General features: G+C 66.4%; 20 protein-coding genes. 17 read left to right on the forward strand and 3 right to left on the reverse strand.

The genetic code is table 11. The features are described from left to right. Window positions 1–20 precede the first annotated feature (20 nt). Genes arsJ through BDK89_RS04350 form a run of 3 tightly spaced genes read right to left on the reverse strand, consistent with a single transcriptional unit; the run spans window position 21 to window position 2,972 of the window. On the reverse strand, window positions 21–1,235 hold the full coding sequence (gene arsJ / locus BDK89_RS04340) for an organoarsenical effux MFS transporter ArsJ (RefSeq protein ID WP_133867778.1): 1,215 nt from the start codon (window positions 1,233–1,235) through the stop codon (window positions 21–23). 34 nt (window positions 1,236–1,269) lie between these two features. Further along, a complete protein-coding gene (locus tag BDK89_RS04345; protein ID WP_133867779.1) occupies window positions 1,270–2,277 on the reverse strand; it encodes an ArsJ-associated glyceraldehyde-3-phosphate dehydrogenase in 1,008 nt (335 codons plus the stop codon). Beyond that, window positions 2,274–2,972, reverse strand: a complete 699-nt coding sequence (locus BDK89_RS04350; protein ID WP_133867780.1) for an arsenate reductase/protein-tyrosine-phosphatase family protein — start codon at window positions 2,970–2,972, stop codon at window positions 2,274–2,276. Before BDK89_RS04350 ends, BDK89_RS04345 begins: the two co-directional genes overlap by 4 nt. A 246-nt stretch (window positions 2,973–3,218) precedes the next feature. Between BDK89_RS04350 and fusA the strand changes: the two genes are divergently transcribed. From fusA to rpsC, 17 genes are all read left to right on the forward strand, one after another. After that, on the forward strand, window positions 3,219–5,321 hold the full coding sequence (gene fusA / locus BDK89_RS04355) for an elongation factor G (RefSeq protein WP_133867781.1): 2,103 nt from the start codon (window positions 3,219–3,221) through the stop codon (window positions 5,319–5,321). Window positions 5,322–5,373: 52 nt separating this feature from the next. Beyond that, window positions 5,374–6,558, forward strand: coding sequence for an elongation factor Tu (gene tuf / locus BDK89_RS04360; RefSeq protein WP_133867762.1), 1,185 nt, complete (start codon window positions 5,374–5,376; stop codon window positions 6,556–6,558). Between the two features lie 29 nt (window positions 6,559–6,587). Continuing rightward, window positions 6,588–6,902 carry a 30S ribosomal protein S10 gene (rpsJ, locus tag BDK89_RS04365; protein WP_133867782.1) on the forward strand — a complete coding sequence of 105 codons (315 nt, stop codon included), beginning with the start codon at window positions 6,588–6,590 and terminating at the stop codon, window positions 6,900–6,902. A gap of 261 nt (window positions 6,903–7,163) precedes the next feature. Continuing rightward, the gene (gene arr / locus BDK89_RS04370; protein ID WP_133867783.1) at window positions 7,164–7,637 is read left to right on the forward strand and encodes an NAD(+)--rifampin ADP-ribosyltransferase; all 474 of its coding nucleotides are present in this window, start codon (window positions 7,164–7,166) and stop codon (window positions 7,635–7,637) included. Between the two features lie 86 nt (window positions 7,638–7,723). Continuing rightward, on the forward strand, window positions 7,724–8,680 hold the full coding sequence (locus BDK89_RS04375; protein WP_133867784.1) for an oxygenase MpaB family protein: 957 nt from the start codon (window positions 7,724–7,726) through the stop codon (window positions 8,678–8,680). 146 nt (window positions 8,681–8,826) lie between these two features. Then, on the forward strand, window positions 8,827–9,906 hold the full coding sequence (locus BDK89_RS04380) for an ABC transporter ATP-binding protein (protein WP_208293962.1): 1,080 nt from the start codon (window positions 8,827–8,829) through the stop codon (window positions 9,904–9,906). Then, window positions 9,903–10,826 carry an ABC transporter permease gene (locus tag BDK89_RS04385; protein WP_133867785.1) on the forward strand — a complete coding sequence of 308 codons (924 nt, stop codon included), beginning with the start codon at window positions 9,903–9,905 and terminating at the stop codon, window positions 10,824–10,826. Before BDK89_RS04380 ends, BDK89_RS04385 begins: the two co-directional genes overlap by 4 nt. Next, window positions 10,823–11,680, forward strand: coding sequence for an ABC transporter permease (locus BDK89_RS04390; protein ID WP_133867786.1), 858 nt, complete (start codon window positions 10,823–10,825; stop codon window positions 11,678–11,680). Before BDK89_RS04385 ends, BDK89_RS04390 begins: the two co-directional genes overlap by 4 nt. Window positions 11,681–11,708: 28 nt before the next feature. Continuing rightward, entirely contained in the window at window positions 11,709–12,908 is a 1,200-nt protein-coding gene (locus BDK89_RS04395) for a polyamine ABC transporter substrate-binding protein (RefSeq protein WP_133867787.1), read from the forward strand. A 163-nt stretch (window positions 12,909–13,071) separates the two neighbouring features. Next, a complete protein-coding gene (locus BDK89_RS04400) occupies window positions 13,072–14,400 on the forward strand; it encodes a S1C family serine protease (protein ID WP_133867788.1) in 1,329 nt (442 codons plus the stop codon). Between the two features lie 419 nt (window positions 14,401–14,819). Beyond that, on the forward strand, window positions 14,820–15,467 hold the full coding sequence (gene rplC / locus BDK89_RS04405; RefSeq protein WP_133867789.1) for a 50S ribosomal protein L3: 648 nt from the start codon (window positions 14,820–14,822) through the stop codon (window positions 15,465–15,467). 5 nt (window positions 15,468–15,472) lie between these two features. Then, window positions 15,473–16,105 carry a 50S ribosomal protein L4 gene (gene rplD / locus BDK89_RS04410; RefSeq protein ID WP_133867790.1) on the forward strand — a complete coding sequence of 211 codons (633 nt, stop codon included), beginning with the start codon at window positions 15,473–15,475 and terminating at the stop codon, window positions 16,103–16,105. Further along, the gene (gene rplW / locus BDK89_RS04415; RefSeq protein ID WP_133867791.1) at window positions 16,105–16,392 is read left to right on the forward strand and encodes a 50S ribosomal protein L23; all 288 of its coding nucleotides are present in this window, start codon (window positions 16,105–16,107) and stop codon (window positions 16,390–16,392) included. Before rplD ends, rplW begins: the two co-directional genes overlap by 1 nt. A 10-nt stretch (window positions 16,393–16,402) precedes the next feature. Continuing rightward, entirely contained in the window at window positions 16,403–17,239 is an 837-nt protein-coding gene (rplB, locus tag BDK89_RS04420) for a 50S ribosomal protein L2 (protein ID WP_133867792.1), read from the forward strand. Between the two features lie 25 nt (window positions 17,240–17,264). After that, window positions 17,265–17,543 carry a 30S ribosomal protein S19 gene (gene rpsS, locus BDK89_RS04425; protein ID WP_133867793.1) on the forward strand — a complete coding sequence of 93 codons (279 nt, stop codon included), beginning with the start codon at window positions 17,265–17,267 and terminating at the stop codon, window positions 17,541–17,543. After that, window positions 17,543–18,457 (forward strand): 50S ribosomal protein L22, encoded by a 915-nt coding sequence (rplV, locus tag BDK89_RS22645; protein WP_133867794.1) that lies wholly within the window; start codon window positions 17,543–17,545, stop codon window positions 18,455–18,457. Before rpsS ends, rplV begins: the two co-directional genes overlap by 1 nt. Before the next feature lie 3 nt (window positions 18,458–18,460). Continuing rightward, window positions 18,461–19,354: a 30S ribosomal protein S3 gene (rpsC, locus tag BDK89_RS04435; protein WP_133867795.1), complete on the forward strand. Its 894-nt coding sequence runs from the start codon at window positions 18,461–18,463 to the stop codon at window positions 19,352–19,354. Window positions 19,355–19,361 lie beyond the last annotated feature (7 nt).

The raw sequence follows: 19,361 nt of genomic DNA on the forward strand, positions 1-19,361 counted from the left end.
GGTATCCGACACCATCTGTGTCAGGCGGGGACGGGGGTCGGGGTGCGGGCCGGCGTCGACGGCAACGGCTCGAACCGGAGGGTGAGGAGCCAGGTGATCAGCACGAAGGTCGCCGATCCCCACATCGCTCCCTCGAAGCCGCCCCACAGATAGAGCACACCCGAGAGGAGGGTGCCCACGAGGCGGCCGGTCGCGTTCGCCGAGTAGTAGAAGCCGACGTCGAGCGACACGTCGTCGTCGTGCTTCGAGTAGGCCAGGATCAGATACGAGTGCAACGACGAGTTGACGGCGAACACGAGGCCGTAGACGATCAGCCCGCCGACGACGGTCGCCGTGATCGCAATGTCGAACGTGACGCCGACGGCGATCGCCGCCGTCACGACCAGCAGCGCGAACGACCAGACCTTGGCGCCGAGGAGATGGTCCCGACCGAGCACACGTGGAGCGATCGACTGCACGGCGCCGTAGCCGATGGTCCAGATCGCCAGGAACGCGCCGACCCCCTCGAACGTCCAGCCGAGCTGATCGTCGAGGAAGACCGGGAGCGCGACCACGAACCAGATGTCGCGCGAACCGAACAGGAACAGGCGGGCGATCGACAAGCGGTTGATCGCGGTCGACTTCGACAGGATCGACCGGAGCGGCTGCTTGACCTTCGCCTTGCCGATCTCCGACTTGAGCAGCAGCATGATCGCCGCGAGCACGACCACCAACGCAGCCGCCATCGCGAGTAGCGCCTCGTCGTAGCCGATGGCAGACAGCAGCGCAGCGCCGACGAAGAAGCCGACGCCCTTGAGCGCGTTCTTCGAACCGGTGAGGATCGCAACCCACTTGAACAGCCCGCCCTCGCCGGCCACGAACTTGACGGCGCTCTTGGAGCTCATCTTGGTGAGGTCCTTCGCCACGCCGGACAGCGCCTGCAGACCCATGACGTAGGCGACCGAGGCCCACTCGGCCCAGCTCGCATCCTGGATCGTCAGCGCGGTCAGCGCCACGATCTGGAGCGCCAATCCGGCCATCAGCGTCTTGTTCAGGCCGGTCCGCGAACCGACCCAGCCGCCGACCAGGTTCGTGACGATGCCCATGACCTCGTAGAGGAGGAACAGAAACGCCAGCTGGACGGGGGAGTAGCCGAGTTCGTGGAAGTGGAGCAGCACCAACATCCGGAGCGCTCCGTCGGTGATGGTGAAGGCCCAGTAGCCGGCCGTGACCAGCACGTAGTCGCGGAGGTTCATCGCACAGCGTCCGATCCCGGGGTGTGCTGCGGTGTCACAGCGAACCGGCGACCTTCGCCGCGAGATCGGCCATGCGGAACGCGTAGCCGTACTCGTTGTCGTACCAGGCGATGACCTTCACCATCCGATCGTCGACCACCATCGTCGACGGGGCGTCGACGATCGATGACCGGGTGTCGTTCGTGTAGTCGGCCGACACGAGCGGTCGCTCCTCGTAGCCGAGGATGCCCTCGAGCTCGCCCTGGGCAGCAGTGCGGAACAAGCCGTTGACCTCGTCGACGGTGACGTCCCGGCTCATCGTGAACACGGCGTCGGTGATCGACGCGTTCAGCAGGGGCACGCGAACCGCCATGCCGTTCAGCTTGCCGACGAGGTCGGGATAGATCATCGTGATCGCGGTCGCCGAACCGGTGGAGGTCGGGATCAACGAGTTGAGCGCCGATCGGGCGCGACGCAGGTCCTTGTGTGGCGCGTCGACGATGACCTGGGTGTTGGTGACGTCGTGGATGGTGGTGATCGCACCGCGCTCGATGCCGATCTGCTCGTGGAGCACCTTGACGACCGGAGCGAGGCAGTTCGTGGTGCACGACGCAGCCGTGACGATGTGATTCGTCGACGGGTCGTACAGATCGTCGTTGCACCCCATGACGATGTTCAGCACACCGTCACTCTTGACCGGCGCGGCGACGATCACCTTCTGCACACCGTTCTCCAGGTACGGCTGGAGCACCTCGGTCGTCTTGAACTTGCCGCTCGCCTCCAGCACGATGTCGACCCCGAGGTCGGCCCACGGCACGTCGGTGGGGGTGCTGTGCATCGAGACCGTCGCTCGGGTGCCGTCGACGGTGATCGAGTTGTCGTCGTGGTCGACGGTGCCGGCGTAGCGGCCGTGCACGGTGTCGAACTCGAGCAGGTGCGCTGCCGTCGGAGCGTCGGCCTTCGGGTCGTTGACGTGGACGAGTTCGAGTTCGGGATGGGTGGCGAGGCCGCGGACGACGAGTCGTCCGATGCGGCCGAAACCGTTGATGCCGATGCGGGTCATCGTTGCTCCTGGGGATCGTTGGTGGGTGTGGTGCCGGTGGTGGTGGTGAGGGTGGTGATCCGGCGACGAATGAGGTCGAGGGCTTCATCGAACGCGGCGTCGGTGCCGTCGACGGCAGGGTCGGGGATCGACCAGTGCCACGCCGGCACCGACGGCAGTTGCTCGTGGGCGAGATCGCACACCGTGACGACCGTCGTGCCCTCCGGCACCGTCTCGAGCCGCTGCGGGCGGGCGTGGCCGAGATCGAGGCCGGCACGCGCGGCGGCGGCGACGGCCCCGGGGTGGACGGCATCGGCGGGTTCGGTGCCGGCGGAGGCGGCAGGTCCGCCCCGGTCGGCCCGCCACGCTGCCGCGGCGAGTTGTGAGCGGGCCGAGTTCTGGGTGCAGACGAACAACATCGGTGTCGCCGGGTCGACGGGGGCGGCACCGAGGCGAAGGTCGAGCCGGTCCGGGCGCAACCGGACGTACCGGCGGCGTCGATCACCGCTCGACGCGATGCGTTCGATCAGCCCGGCGTGCTCGAGCGCGTCGAGGTGGAACGCCAACAGGCTCGGCGCGACGCCCAGCAGGGCGCTCAGCTCCTTGGGGGAGCGGTCACTGCGTTGCAGCTCGTCGACGACCGCGACGCGGACGGGTTCGCCGAGCGCCGCATGCACGGCGGCGCGTCGCTCGGCGTCTGCAGAGATCCCGGTCACGTCGCCGACGCTACGCCCCGCCTTCGAATCGTTCAACCGTCATTGAACGATATTCACCCAGGGTTCACCTGACATCGACCGACCGCCGGAGGGCCCGTGCTGAACGGGGATTGAATTCCGGATGCACCCAGGTGGTTCCCGGATCGTGGGCGCTACACTCGAACATCGTGTTTCCGGCCGGACTGCGGTTCGGTCGGTACCTGTTCCTTGAGAGTTCTAACCCCGAAAGACGGAAGTGATCTGACGATGGCCAAGCGTGAGTTCCCCCTCGAGCGCACCCGCAACATCGGCATCATGGCGCACATCGATGCCGGCAAGACGACCACCACGGAGCGCATCCTCTACTACACGGGGAAGAGCTACAAGATCGGTGAGGTGCACGACGGCGCCGCGACCATGGACCACATGGCGCAGGAGCAGGAGCGTGGTATCACCATCACCTCGGCCGCGACGACCTGCGTGTGGGACAACCACCGCATCAACATCATCGACACGCCCGGCCACGTCGACTTCACCATCGAAGTGGAGCGCTCGCTTCGCGTGCTCGACGGTGCCGTGACCGTGTTCGACTCGGTCGCTGGCGTCGAGCCCCAGACCGAGCAGGTCTGGCGTCAGGCCAACAAGTACAAGGTGCCCCGGTTCTGCTTCGTCAACAAGATGGACCGCATCGGCGCCAACTTCTACCGCACGGTCGACATGGTGCGCGACCGCCTCGAGGCGAACCCGCTCGTCGTCCAGCTGCCCGTCGGCGCCGGTGGACAGGAAGTCGACACCCCGTTCATCGGCATGGTCGACCTCGTGCGCATGAAGGCGCTCGTGTGGCGTGACACCGACGAGAGCGACCTCGGCGCGAAGTACGAGATCGAAGACATCCCCGACGACATGGTCGACCAGGCCAACCAGTACCGCGAAGAGATGATGGAGACCCTCGCCACCGAGGACGAGGAACTCATGGAGAAGTACCTCGGCGGCGAAGAGATCACCGAGGACGAGATCAAGGCGGCCATCCGCAAGGGCACGCTCGAGCACTCGTTCGTGCCGATCCTGTGCGGCTCGGCGTTCAAGAACAAGGGCGTCCAGCCGATGCTCGACGCCGTCATCGACTACCTGCCCGGCCCGCTCGACGTGCCGCCGATCAAGGGCACGAACATGCGTGGCGACGAGGAGATCACCCGCGACGCCAACGACTCCTCCTTCTCGGCGCTGGCGTTCAAGATCGTCGCCGACCCGTTCGGCAAGTTGACCTACTTCCGGGTGTACTCGGGCGAGATCAACAAGGGCGAAGAGGTCTACAACTCGACCAAGGAGAAGCGCGAGCGTCTCGGTCGCATCCTGCTGATGCACGCCAACAACCGTGAAGACCTCGACGTCGCCATGGCCGGCGACATCGTCGCCGGTCTCGGCTTCAAGGACACCACCACCGGTGACACCCTGTGCGACCGCGACAACGCCGTGATCCTCGAGCGGATGGAGTTCCCCGAGCCGGTCATCCACGTCGCCATCGAGCCGAAGACCAAGTCCGACCAGGACAAGCTCGGCAAGGCGATGAAGGCGCTGTCCGACGAGGACCCGACCTTCCGCATCCGCACCGACCACGACACCGGCCAGACCGTCATCTCCGGCATGGGTGAGCTGCACCTCGAGGTGCTCGTCGACCGTATGCAGCGCGAGTACAACGTCGAGGCCACGATCGGTAAGCCGCAGGTGGCCTACCGCGAGACCGTCACCAAGACCGTCGACAGCTACGAGTACCGCCACGTCAAGCAGTCGGGTGGCTCGGGCCAGTTCGCCGTCATCAAGCTCCGCGTCGAGCCGAACCCGGGTGAGGGCTTCGAGTTCGCCGACGAGATCACCGGTGGCCGCGTGCCCCGCGAGTACATCAACCCGACGGGTCAGGGCGTCGAAGCCGGCCTCGAGTCCGGCGTCCTCGCCGGCTTCCCGATGGTCGACGTCAAGGTGACCCTGGTCGACGGTCAGTACCACGACGTCGACTCGTCGGAGATGGCCTTCAAGATCGCCGGCCAGGCCGGCATCAAGGAAGCGGCGGCCAAGGCCGGCGCCGTCCTCATGGAGCCGATCATGCAGGTCGAGGTCGTCACCCCCGAGGAGTACCTCGGCGACGTCGTCGGCGACCTCAACCGCCGCCGCGGTCAGGTCGAGGGCATGGAAGCCTCCGGCAACACCCAGACGGTGCGCGCCAAGGTGCCGCTGTCGGAGATGTTCGGTTACTCGACCGACCTCCGCTCGGCGACCCAGGGCCGTGCCAACTACACGATGCTGTTCGGCCAGTACGAGCAGGTCCCCACGAACGTCCAGGACGAGATCGTCAAGCGCGTGCGCGGCGAGTGATCGTCCCCCGAATCCACTAGATCCCGAAGAAAGTCACAGAGGAAGAACGAAGATGAGCAAGGCGAAGTTCGAGCGCAACAAGCCGCACGTGAACATTGGCACGATGGGTCACATCGACCATGGGAAGACGACGTTGACGGCGGCGATTTCGAAGACGTTGTCGGATCGTGGTTTGGCTGATTTTGCGGCGTTCGACACGATTGACAAGGCGCCGGAGGAGAAGGCGCGTGGTATCACGATTTCGATTGCTCATATCGAGTACGAGACCGAGAATCGTCACTATGCGCATGTCGATATGCCGGGTCATGCTGACTACATCAAGAACATGATCACGGGTGCGGCGCAGGTCGATGGTGCGATCTTGGTGGTCGCGGCGACTGATGGTCCGATGCCGCAGACGCGTGAGCATGTGTTGTTGGCTCGTCAGGTGGGTGTTCCGTACATCGTGGTCGCGTTGAACAAGGCGGACATGGTCGATGATGAGGAACTGCTCGAGCTGGTCGAGTTGGAGATTCGTGAGTTGTTGAACGAGTACGAGTTCCCCGGTGATGATGCTCCGATCGTGCCGGTGTCGGCGTTGAAGGCGCTCGAGGGTGAGGCGGAGTGGCAGGAGAAGGTCATGGAGCTCATGGCTGCTGCTGATACGTATATTCCGGAGCCGGAGCGTGATCTGGACAAGCCGTTCTTGATGCCGATCGAGGATGTGTTCACGATCACGGGTCGTGGCACGGTGGTGACGGGCAAGGTCGAGCAGGGTGTGATTCACACCGGTGACGAGATCGAGATCGTCGGGTTGCGTGATACGCAGAAGACGACGTGTACGGGTGTGGAGATGTTCCGCAAGTTGCTCGATGAGGGTCAGGCCGGTGACAACATCGGTGCGCTTCTTCGTGGCACGAACAAGGAAGATGTGGAGCGTGGTCAGGTGTTGTGTGCGCCGGGTTCGATCACGCCGCATACGAATTTCGAGGGTCAGGTGTATGTGTTGACGAAGGAGGAGGGCGGTCGTCACAAGCCGTTCTTCAACAACTATCGTCCGCAGTTCTTTTTCCGGACCACGGATGTGACCGGGACGATCGAGTTGCCGTCGGGTACCGAGATGGTGATGCCTGGTGACAATGTTGAGATGACGGTCGAGCTGGGTAAGCCGATCGCGATGGATGAGGGTTTGCGTTTCGCGATTCGTGAGGGTGGCCGCACCGTGGGTGCGGGCCGCGTCACGAAGATCCTCAAGTGACCGACGCCAGCTGAGAGAGAAGAACCGACATGGCACAGAACATCCGCATCCGCCTCAAGGCGTTCGATCACGAGATCATCGATCAGTCGACGAAGAAGATCGTCGAGACGGTCAACCGGACCGACGCCACCATCCGTGGCCCGATCCCGCTGCCGACCGACAAGCACCGCTACACGGTCATCCGTGGCCCGCACGTCGACAAGGACTCGCGTGAGCACTTCGAGATGCGCATCCACAAGCGGCTCATCGACATCGTGAACCCCAACGCGAAGACCATCGACTCCCTGCAGCGCATCGAGCTGCCCGCCGGTGTCGACATCGAAATCAAAATCCAGCAGAGCTGATCTCTCGCCCGCTCGCGGCGTTGACATCGCCCGCTCGCAGCCGAGAGGCTGCTCGGGGCTCGTCTGCCTGGCGAGCGAACGAAATCTCGAGCTCTGCTTCGCAGAAAAATTCTGACCAAACGGTCCGGTGCCTCTCTTGAGGGCCGGGCCGTTTGCGTTTTCCGTGGCATCCCCTACGTGCACGAACGGTCCCGCCACCACTCACCGTAGGTCGGGAGGGTGCGCTTGTTGCAAGCCGGGTTTTCTGGTTCTGTCACTGCGATGACGAACGATCCGACGGGTGCTGCCGACGACTGGATTCCGGTCACGTTCGACGACTGCGACCATGTCACCGGACCGTTCTTCCACGGCACCGCTCGGTCGTTCGCCGCCGGCGACGACGTCCTCGTCGGACAGCGGTCGAACTACCAAGACGGGCGGATCTCGAACCACGTCTACTTTTCGGCACTCGTCGAGACGGCGGTCTGGGGTGCGGAACTCGCCACGTCGCTCACCGGCTCGGCCGAACGGGGGCACGTGTACGTCGTCGAGCCGACCGGTCCGTTCGAGGACGACCCCAACGTCACCAACAAGCGATTCCCCGGCAACATCACGCAGTCGTACCGGACGAGACAGCCGATGCGCGTCGTCCGCGAGGTCGACGACTGGGACGGCCACCCACCCGAGGTACTCCAGGGCATGCTCGACAACCTGGCCAGGCTCCGCGAACAAGGCCTCGACGTGATCGAGGACTAGTCGGTTGTCGGTTGAGGTCAGTCGGTTGGGGTCTGACCTCAACCGACGGTGCATCCGGTCGCCCGTGTTCGGACGTAGGGGGAGGCGTGCAACTGTGGCGAAACGGGTACGACTGCGCCATGTCGGTCGTCGACGATCTCCGTGACCGTGTGGTCGGTGCGACCACCTCGCTCTTCTCGCACGGGCCGCAACCGCTCGAACACACCCTCGACCACGTCGGCGACCCCGGCCTGCTCGGCCCCGACTCCGTGTCGTGGCGGGTCATCGGCGACGCCACCGCGTTCGTCGGCGGCGTCCGCGCCCTGCTCGTGCAGACCGCTCACCCCGAAGTGGTCGCGGGTGTCGGCGACCACTCGTCGTACCGCGACGACCCGCTCGGCCGCCTCACCCGCACCTCCTTCTACGTCACCGAGACGACGTACGGAGCGATGCCCGAGGTCGAGCGGTCGGCCGAGATCGTGCAACGCGTCCACCGCTCGGTGCGCGGCGTCTCCGAACGGGGCGTCCCGTACTCGGCCGACAACCCGGCCCACGCGGCGTGGGTCCACAACGCACTCACCGACTCGTTCCTCACGGCGTATCAGCACTACGGGCCGCAACCGCTGACCGACGACGAGGCCGACCGGTTCGTGCTCGAACAGACGAAGATCGGTGCGCTGCTCGGTGCCGACCCCATGCCCGAAACCGCCGACGAGTTGTCGGCTTGGATCACCGAACATCCCGACCTCCAGCCCACGGAAGCCCAGCGGGAGGCGATCGATTTCCTGGCGTCGCCGCCGCTGTCACCGCCCGTCAAGGTCGGCTACACCCTGCTCCAGCAGGCGGCCGTGGCGACGCTGCCGCCGCGGATCGCCGAGATCACGGGTCTGTCTCCACGTCCGGGTGCCCACCGCATCGGCGCCGTGGCGGTCGACGCGTTGCGGTGGGCACTCGGCTCGTCGCCGTCATGGCACATCGCGCTCGTTCGATCGGGCGCGCCGGTGCCGTCCGGGCGGTTCCGGCAACCCTTGCCGCCGGAGGCCCGTTCGCTGGTGACCTCCTGACCTGGTTCGCTGCTGCCGCACGACGGGACCGTAGACGATGTGAACCGGTGCGTTCACATCAAGCGATGAGCTCCTCGGCGCCGGTCGACCGAGGTTGTGTGAACGGCGTGTGATCGTGACGCGTTCGCGTCACAAACATGTTCTGGGTGAGTAATCTCCCGTCGATGGTTCCCGCCGTCTCCATGAGAGCGCTGACCAAGCGCTTCGACGATGTGGTTGCTGTCGACGCGCTCGACCTCGACATCGCTGACGGCGAGTTCTTCGCGTTGCTCGGCCCGTCGGGTTGCGGCAAGACGACGACGCTCCGCATGATCGCCGGGCTCGAGATCCCGTCCGCGGGAAGCCTCAAGATCCATGGGGACGAGGTCGGCACGCTGCCGCCCAACAAGCGGCCCGTCAACACCGTCTTCCAGAACTACGCCCTGTTCCCGCACATGTCGATTGCGGACAACGTCGGGTTCGGATTGCGGATGCAGAAGACGCCGAAGGCCGATGTCGCCCGGCGCGTGGGTGAGGCGATCGAGCTGGTCCGCCTCACCGGCATGGAGCATCGTCGCCCCAATCAGCTGTCGGGTGGTCAGCAGCAGCGTGTCGCGCTCGCGCGGGCACTCGTCAACCGGCCGAAGGTGCTGCTGCTCGACGAGCCCCTCGCCGCACTCGATCTGAAGTTGCGACAGGGCATGCAGTTCGAGCTGAAGCAGCTCCAGCGCGAAGTCGGTATCACGTTCGTGTTCGTGACCCACGACCAGGAAGAAGCGTTGTCGATGGCCGACCGCATCGGCGTCATGGGCGACGGCGAACTGCTCCAGGTCGGCACGCCCGAGGAGATCTACGACCAGCCGGTGAACCGGTTCGTCGCCGACTTCATCGGCCGCTCCAACTTCTTGCCGGGCACGGTCGAGGACTCGTCGACCGTGTGCCTGACGAACGGGACACGAGTCGTGGTCGACCACGCCGGAACCACTGGTGAGGCGATCGCCCTCAGTCTGCGGCCCGAGCGGGTGCAACTCGTCGACCGCGGCGCGGTGCCCGACGGCCACGCCTCGCTCGACGGCACGATCGGCGCCGTCACGTTCCTCGGCAGTGGCGTCGTGTACCACGTCACGCTCGACTGGATGACGATCGAGGTCCGGGCCGAGAACCGGCCGAGTGTCGCTCGTCGTGAGGTCGGTGACGACGTCAGCTTGTGGTGGCGCGACGATGCCGTCGCGGTGGTGCCGGCGTGAGTTCGAGTTCGCTCGACCCGCTCGACATCGTCGACCCGGATCACGAACATCATCACGTCGGCGAGGAGGTCGAACGGCGGCTGCGCAAGGCCGACCGGCGACGCGGCCTGTTGCTGGCGCTCCCGGCCTACCTCTACATGGTGCTGTTCTTCGCGGTGCCGTTGGTCATCGTGCTCGTCTACAGCTTCGCGACCCGCACGAGTTCGGGCAGCGTCGCACTGTCGGGCTGGAACCTCGACTCGTACCGCAAGCTCGGGGAGCCGATCGTGCGCAACGTCGTGTTCCGCTCGGCCTGGCTCGCAGCGATCACCACGTTCGTGTGTCTCGTGATCGGGTATCCCTACGCGTACTACGCGGCGACTCGACGCCCGCTCGTGCGCAACCTGCTGCTGGTCGCGGTGATGATCCCGTTCTGGACCAACTTCCTGGTCCGCAACTACTCGTGGCGGCTGCTGCTGTCGACCGGCGGCCCGATCTCGTCGGCGACCGAGGCGGTCGGGCTCGGCGAGACCGACCTGTTGTTCACACGCACCGCCGTCGTCCTCGGGCTGACGTACTCCTTCCTGCCGTTCATGATCCTGCCGCTGTACGCGTCGATCGAACGCATCGACTGGCGCCTCGTCGAGGCGAGCCGTGACCTCTACTCCAACGGCGTCCAGTCGTTCCTCAAGATCGTGCTGCCGCTCTCGCTGCCCGGCGTCATCGCCGGGTCGATCCTGGTGTTCGTGCCGAGCCTCGGTGCCTACGTCACACCCGAGATCCTCGGCGGTGGCCGCGAGACGATGCTCGGCAGCTACATCGTCACCCAGTTCCTGACCGCCCGGAACTGGCCGGTCGGTGCCTCGGTGTCGTTCGTCCTGATGGCCGTGATGCTGTCCGCGACGATCGTCTACTTCCGATCCGGGGGGAAGAACCTGTGAGCGGGTCGTCGTCGGCCCAGGCCAGGGGCATCGCCAGGTTCGGGCTCAGCCTGAACGTCGTCGTCGTCCTGATCTTCCTCTACGCGCCCATCGTGTTGCTCACGATCTACAGCTTCAGCGGCGCCCGCAACCCCGGCCAGTGGGGCGGTTTCACCCTCGACTGGTATCGAGCGCTCGGCGACGACACCCGCGTCCAGGACGCGATCTGGGTGTCGATCAAGGTCGCGCTGGTGTCGACGGTTGTCTCGGTCGTGCTCGGCACGATGGCGGCATTGGCACTCGAACGGTTCACGTTCCGGGGCAAGAAGGTGTTCGACGCGCTGCTCTACCTGCCCATCATCATCCCCGACGTCACGATGGCCGTGATGATGCTGCTGTTCTTCACGCAGGCCTTCGACCTGCTCGACGCATGGTTCGGTCTGCGCATCGCCAAGGGGTTCGCGACGATCGTCGTCAGCCACATCGCGTTCAACATCGCCTTCGTGTCGGTCGTCGTGCGAGCCCGCATCGCCGGCATGGACGCCACGCTCGAACAGGCCGCCGCCGATCTCTACGCGACCCGGTGGCGGGCGTTCGTGCACGTCACCCTGCCCCAGATCATGCCCGGCGTGATGGGCGGCGCGCTGCTCGCTCTGACCCTGTCGCTCGACGACGTCGTCGTCACCCAGTTCGTCGCCGGCCCGGGCAGCACCACCCTGCCGGTGTACGTGTTCAGTCTCATTCGTAAGGGCGTGACACCGCTCATCAACGCCGTGTCGGTGGTGATGCTGTCCGCGTCCCTGGTGTTGGTGATCGGCAGCTTGTTCGCGCAGCGCGCGAACCAGGGCCGACGCCGGCGTGAACCGGCCGCGTGAGCGGCCCGCAAACCCAAGGGGAGAACCAATGATCACCAAGCGCAGGACGATCGCCGCAGCGGTCGTCGCCTCGCTCGCCCTCGCCGCGTGCGGTGGCGACGACGACGAACCGGCTGCCGACGACACCGATGATGCAGCAGACGACTCGGGCGACGGCGATGATGCCGACTCGGGCGACGATGCCGACTCGGGCGACGATGCCGCCGAGCCGGCGGGCGACGGGCCGGACTGTGCCGTCGACGAGGTCGACGGCGACCTGTTCCTCTACAACTGGGCCGAGTACATCGACCCCGAGCTGCTCACGGCGTTCGAAGAGCAGTACGGCGTGTCGGTGACCCAGGACACCTACGACTCGAACGAAGCCATGCAGCCGATCATCTCGGCCGGCAACTCGGGCTACGACGTGATCGTCCCGTCCGACTACATGGTCTCGATCATGATCTCGAACGGTGACGTGATGGCGCTCAACAAGGCTGCCATCCCGAACTACTCGAACCTCGCCGACGACTTCGAGAGCGGCCTGCCGTACGACCCCGAGGGCGCATACGCCGCCCCGTACCAGTGGGGCACGACCGGGTTGGGTGTCGACAAGGCCGTGACGGGCGAGGACTTCCCCCGCTCCTGGGCGCTCGTGTTCGACCAGGCGACCGCCGACGAGTACGGCACCGCCGGTTCGATCTCGCTGCTGAACGATCCGCGCGAAACGCTCGGTGCCGCTCTGAAGTACCTCGGCTACTCGCTCAACTCGACCTCGGAAGAGGAGCTGAACGAGGCGAAGGAACTCGTGGCGAATGCCCCGATCCAGGCGTTCGACTCCGACGGCTACGACGAGAACCTCGCCACCGGCCAGACGGTCGTGGCCCACGGCTACTCGGGCAACTTCTTCGTCCAGTTCGACGAGGCGGACGACCCCGCGCAGTACGAGTACTTCGTGCCCGACGAGGGCGGCACCCGCTGGGTGGACAACATGGCCGTCGTCCACGACGCGCCGCACCCGTGCACGGCGCACACGTTCATCAACTTCATCCTCGATGCCGAGAATGGCGCCGCGCTGACGAATTGGAACTACTACGCCAGCCCGAACGAGGCCGCCGAGGCGTCGATCCTGCCCGAGATCCTCGAGGATCCGGCGATCTACCCCGACGACCTCGAGAAGCTGGAGTTCATCAGCGACACGGGCGACTACGAGATCAACTTCTCGGACGCCTTCATCGAAGCCAAGGGCTGAGGCGACCAGCGCCAGAAGGGGTCAGGCACCTTCTGGCGCTGCAGGCACCGGTTACTCCGATCGGCCGGCCAGAAGGTGCCTGACCCCTTCTGGTTGAATCGCAACTGAGAAGCGCCGGCCCGCCTCCATGGCGGGCCGGCGCTGTCGTTGGTAGACCAGTGACATGACCGCACTGCCCCCTCCCCGCGAGAACGACGGCGCCACACCGTCAGCCGGCTCCTGGGAGCCGCCCGTGCATCCCGGGTCGCAGCCGGACCCGTCGTCCGTGTCCACCTCGACGTCGCCGACGATGGTCGAGCTCACGCCGAACGACCCGATCGAACACGTCGCGGTCCCGCCCGGGAACCCGCCGATGAGCGGACCGACGGCCGATCCGACGCCGACCCCGGAGAAGACCCCTCGCCAAGGGCCCCGTCGCGCCGCAATGGCCGGACTGCTCGCCGTCGCGATGATCGGTTCCGGCGTGGCCGGCGGTCTGATCGCCGTCTCGCTCGACGACGACGGCGACCCCACGCCGCCGCAGCGCGCTTCCAGCGCATTGCTCGAGATCGCCGACGGCGATCGCGAGTTGCCGGCGCTCGATGTCGCCGCCGTCGCTGCGCACGTGGCCCCGTCGGTCGTCACGATCAGCGCCGACGTCGAAGGCGGTGTCGGTGGTGCCGGCACGTCGGTGGGCACCGGCGTCATCACCACGACCGACGGCGAGATCCTGACGAACTCCCACGTGGTCGAGGACGCGACCGAGATCCGGGTCCGTCTCGCCGGCGAGAGCGAGCCTCGCGAGGCGGTCCTCCTCGCCGCCGACCCCGGCAACGACCTGGCGTTGCTCCGAATCGAGGGCGACGAGTTCGCCGCCGCCGAGTTCGCCGACCCGGACGCGATCGACATCGGCGACGAGGTGATGGCGATCGGTTTCGCTCTCGACCTCGACGGCGACCCCTCGGTCACCAAGGGGATCGTGTCGGCTCTGAACCGCACGATCGTCACGAGCTCCGACGCCGTGCTCGACGGCCTCATCCAGACCGACGCCGCGATCTCGTCGGGCAACTCCGGTGGTCCGCTCGTGAACTCGCTCGGCCAGGTTGTCGGCATCAACACCGCCGTCGCCCGCGGTGACACGTTCACGGCGGCGACCAACATCGGCTTCGCGATCTCCACCGCCGAGGCGTTGCCCATCGTCGAATCGCTCCGCGATCAGGCCGATGGAGAGCCTCGGGAAGAGGGCTTCCTGGGTGTCAGCCTCGCCGACCGGACCGACGGCGGCCAGGGCGCCATCGTCGCCACGGTCGAGGAGGACACGCCCGCTGCGGACGCCGGGCTGCTCGAAGGCGACATCGTCATCGAGGTCGACGACGCGCCGATCGAGGGCCTCGCCGGCCTGGTGGCCGCCATCCGCGACCTCGAACCGGGCGACCAGACCACGATCGTCGTGCTGCGCGAGGGCGAGCTGATGGACTTCACCGTCACCCTCGCCAGCCGCGCCGACAGCTGAGCACCGCAGCCGGTCGGATGATGTCAGACATCAACCGACCGGTCGCTCCGACACCTGCCAGTTTCGGTGTCGGTTGATGTCTGACATCATCCGACACTGGGTGGCTGGGGCGTGATTCCGGTCACATCTGGTGCGGACGTTCCGGGCCGGTTGTGGACCTGGAACCGCTCCGATAGCATTTCATAGCCGTGTCCAGGGACTCCCTGGCACGCAAGTTCGCAATCGATGTCCGTGACGGTCCGATCGAGCACTATCGACCGGATACCCCACGGCGACAACCTGACCGAGTGCTCCGCACGCCCTGCACGGGCGGCGGAGCATTTGCGTGAGAACCGGACGAACTGCCGGTTCGTCCGAACGCACGGTCTCCATGCAAGTGGATAGCCCCCGAAGGGCTCGATCAACGAAGGAATGCCGCAATGGCACAAACAGTGATTCTCGGCGAGAAGGTCGGGATGACGCAGAAGTGGGTGGACGACCAGGTCGTCCCCGTCACGGTCGTCCGTGTCGAGCCCATGCGCGTCGTCCAGATCAAGACCGCCGAACGTGATGGTTACAGCGCTCTGCAGGTCACCTACGGGCATCGCGACGCGAAGAAGCTCAATCAGCCGGCCGCCGGCCACTACGCCAAGGCGGGTGTCCAGCCGGGCAAGCGGCTCGTCGAGCTCCGCCTCGACTCGGTCGACGGTTTCGAAGTCGGTCAGGAGATCACGGTGGAGGCCCTCGAGGCCGGCGCCAAGGTCGACGTGACCGGCACCAGCCGTGGTAAGGGCTTCGCCGGCACCATGAAGCGTCACAACTTCAAGGGCCAGGGCGCCAGCCACGGTAACCACAAGAACCACCGCACCCCCGGCGCCGTCGGCTCGTGCTCGTTCCCGGGCCGGGTCTTCAAGGGCCTCCGGATGTCGGGCCACATGGGCCACGAGCAGGTCACGACCCTCAACCTCGAGGTCGTCGAGTCCGACGCCGAGCGCAACGTGCTGCTCATCAAGGGTTCGGTCCCCGGCCCCAACGGTGGGCTCGTGTCCGTCCGCAATGCCGTCAAGGCTGCTGTGAAGGGAGCCTGATCACCATGGCGCAGATCACCCTCAAGAACGCCGCCGGCAAGGACGCCGGCACCGTCGATCTCGACGACAACACGTTCGGCATCCAGCCGAACGTCCCGGTCATGCACCAGGTCGTCACCGCCCAGCTCGCCGCCCGTCGCTCGGGCACCCAGAGCACCAAGACCCGCTCCGAGGTCGCCGGTGGTGGCGCCAAGCCGTACCGCCAGAAGGGCACCGGCAACGCCCGCCAGGGCTCGATCCGCGCACCGCAGTTCAGCGGTGGTGGTGTCGCCCTCGGCCCGAAGCCGCGTGGCTACGGCCAGAAGACCCCGAAGAAGATGATCAACCTCGCGCTCCGCTCGGCTCTGTCCGACCGCGCCGCCGAGGGCAAGGTCGTCGTCGTCGACGAGTGGGGCTTCGACGCCCCCAGCACCAAGGCCGCCAAGTCGGCGCTCGCCGGTCTCGGCCTCGAGGGCAAGGTCCTCGTCGTCGTCGGCCGTGACGACGCCACGGCAGCGCTCAGCTTCCGCAACCTCACCGAGGTGCAGCTGATCGCCCCCGGCGAGCTCAACGCCTACGACGTCCTCTGCAACGACTACGTCGTGTTCACCCAGGCCGTGCTCCCGACGGGCGCCGCCGCTGAGAAGGACGAGAAGTGATGAAGGATCCTCGCGACATCATCCTGGCGCCGGTCGTCTCCGAGAAGAGCTACGACCTCATGGAGACCGGCGTGTACGTGTTCAAGGTCGCTCCGAGCGCCAGCAAGCCCGAGATCCGCGATGCGGTCGAGGCGATCTGGGGCGTCGAAGTGCTCAAGGTGAACACCCTCAACCGCAAGGGCAAGGCCACGCGAGTGCGTGGTTCGAACCGCCGCGGTTCCAAGCCCGACACCAAGCGCGCCATCGTCACGCTGGCAGCGGGTGAGATCCCGCTGTTCGAGAACTGAGGTCATCGTCATGGCAATTCGTTCCCGTAAGCCCACCAGCGCCGGCCGTCGCTTCCAGACGTCGTCCGACTTCTCCGATGTGACGAAGTCGACGCCCGAGAAGTCGCTGCTGGCAAAGAAGTCCAAGACCGGTGGCCGCAACGCCTACGGCCGCAAGACGTCGCGTCACCGCGGCGGCGGTCACAAGCAGCGCTACCGCGTCGTCGACTTCCGTCGTACCAAGGACGGCGTGACCGCCAAGGTCGCCGGCATCGAGTACGACCCGAACCGCACCTGCCGCCTCGCCCTCCTGCACTACGCGGACGGCGAGAAGGCCTACATCCTGGCTCCCAAGGGCCTCAACGTCGGCGATCAGGTCGAGTCCGGCCAGGGCGCCGACATCAAGCCCGGCAACGCCATGCCGCTGCGCTACATCCCGGTCGGTACGACGATCCACAACGTCGAGTTGCGTCCCGGCCAGGGCGGCAAGATCGGTCGTTCGGCCGGCATCGCCGTCCAGCTGGTCGCCAAGGAAGGCGACTACGCCACCGTGCGTATGCCCTCGACCGAGATGCGCCGCGTGCCGATCGACTGCCGCGCCACCGTCGGCGAGGTCGGCAACAGCGAGCACGAGCTCGTCAAGATCGGCAAGGCCGGTCGCAACCGCTGGAAGGGCATCAAGCCCCAGACCCGCGGTGTCGCCATGAACCCCGTCGACCACCCGATGGGTGGTGGCGAAGGCCGCACCTCCGGTGGCCGTCCCGCCAGCTCGCCGTGGGGCAAGCCCGAGCGTCGCACCCGCGACAAGAACAAGCCCAGCCAGAAGCTCATCGTCCGTCGTCGCCGCACCGGCAAGGGACGCCGCTGAGGCCCGAGAAGGAGATCCGAAGAACATGACTCGCAGTCTCAAGAAGGGCCCGTTCGTCGACGACCATCTGCTCAAGAAGGTCGACGAGCAGAACGAGGCCGGCGAACGCAAGGTCATCAAGACCTGGTCGCGTCGCAGCACCATCATCCCCGACATGGTCGGGCACACCATCGCCGTCCACGACGGCCGCAAGCACGTCCCGGTGTACATCACCGAGTCGATGGTCGGCCACAAGCTCGGTGAGTTCAGCCCCACCCGGACGTTCAAGTTCCACGCCGGGCAGGAGAAGGGGGCACGTCGCTGATGCGTGGTCCGAAGCTCAACGAAGGCGCCACCGCGATCGGTGAGCGTCACGGCACCAAGGCGACCGCCAAGTACGTGCGGTCCTCGGCCTACAAGGCCCGCGTGGTGCTCGACCTGATCCGCGGTCTCCCGGTCCACCAGGCCGACGAGGTGCTGCAGTTCACCGACCGGGCGATCGCCCACGACATCCGCAAGGTGCTGGCCTCGGCCGTCGCCAACGCGACCGACACCGACTCGGGCGCCTACATCGCCGATGCCGACGAGCTCTTCGTGCTCGCCTGCTTCGCCGACGAAGGCCCGACCTTGCGTCGCTTCCGTCCGCGTGCTCGCGGTCGTGCGACCCGCATCCGAAAGCGCACCTGCCACATCACGATCGTCGTCGCTCGCATGAGCGAGGATCGTCTCGAGGTCGTGCAGGCTCGCGCCGAAGGCCGCAGCTCCAGCCAGTCGGCGAACCGCCGTGCTCGCGTCGAGCGCAGCCGCCAGCGTGCCGAGCAGGCCAAGGCCGGCGTCGACCAGATCGACGCCGACGAGGCCGAGACCGACGCCATCGAGGACGAGAACGCCGACGACATCGCCACCGACGAGGTCGAGGGCTTCGCCGGTGTCGAAGAGACCGAAGTCGAGACCGTCGAGGTCGACGCCGCCGAGGTGGACGCCGCCGACGACGCCGACGAGGCACCCGCCGCGTCGGGCGACTTCGAGGCCGCCGAGTGGGCGGGCAGCATCAAGCCCGACGTCGACGGCAACGGCCCCGACACGCACCCGATCAAGGGCAACGCCGACTCGATGCTGTACCACACCCCCGACAGCCGGTACTACAAGGTGACCAAGGCCGAGGTGTGGTTCGACACCGAAGAGAACGCCGAAGCCGCCGGCTTCAGCAAGCCCGGCTCGAAGAAGGACGAGGACTGACCCATGGGCCAGAAGATCAACCCGTACGGCTTCCGCCTCGGCGTGAGCACCGACTGGAAGAGCCGCTGGTTCTCCGACCGGGACTACAAGGAATACCTCACCGAGGACTGGAAGATCCGTGACGCGATCATGGAGCGCCTCGAGTCGGCGGCGATCAGCCGTATCGAGATCGAGCGCACCCGCGACAAGCTGCGCGTCGACGTCCACACGGCCCGTCCGGGCATCGTGATCGGTCGTCGTGGCGCCCAGGCCGACGAGCTCCGGGCGATGATCACCAAGATCACCGGCAACCCGAAGATCCAGCTCAACATCGTCGAGATCAAGACCCCCGAACTTGACGCCGCACTGATCGCCCAGGGTGTCGCCGACCAGCTCGCCAACCGCATCGCGTTCCGCCGTGCGATGAAGCGTGCGGTCCAGAACGCTCAGCGCGCCGGTGCCCTCGGCATCCGCGTGCAGTGCGGTGGACGCCTCGGCGGCGCCGAGATGAGCCGCACCGAGTGGTACCGCGAGGGCCGCGTGCCGTTGCACACCCTGCGTGCCGATATCGACTACGGCTTCCGTGAGGCCAAGACCGCCAACGGCCGGGTCGGCGTGAAGGTGTGGCTCTACAAGGGCGACATCCTGCCGTACAAGAGCCAGAACGAGGACAAGATCGCCCGCGAGGCCGCCATGGCCGTCGGCGAGACCTCGGGCCAGACCGCCGACTCGCCGCGCAAGGTCGTGTCGTCGGGCAACCGCCCCCAGCGTGACCGCACCGAGGCCCCCGAGACCGAGACCCAGCCCCTGCTCAAGGACGCCGATCCCGAGCTCGAGAAGCTGCTCGACGAAGAAGAGACGATTGCCCGCCAGACCCGCGAGGGTCACGAGACGCCGCACTTTCGCGGCGACGACTGAGCCGGGC

It is taken from the genome of Ilumatobacter fluminis, from assembly GCF_004364865.1.
Classification (GTDB): Bacteria; Actinomycetota; Acidimicrobiia; order Acidimicrobiales; family Ilumatobacteraceae; genus Ilumatobacter; species Ilumatobacter fluminis.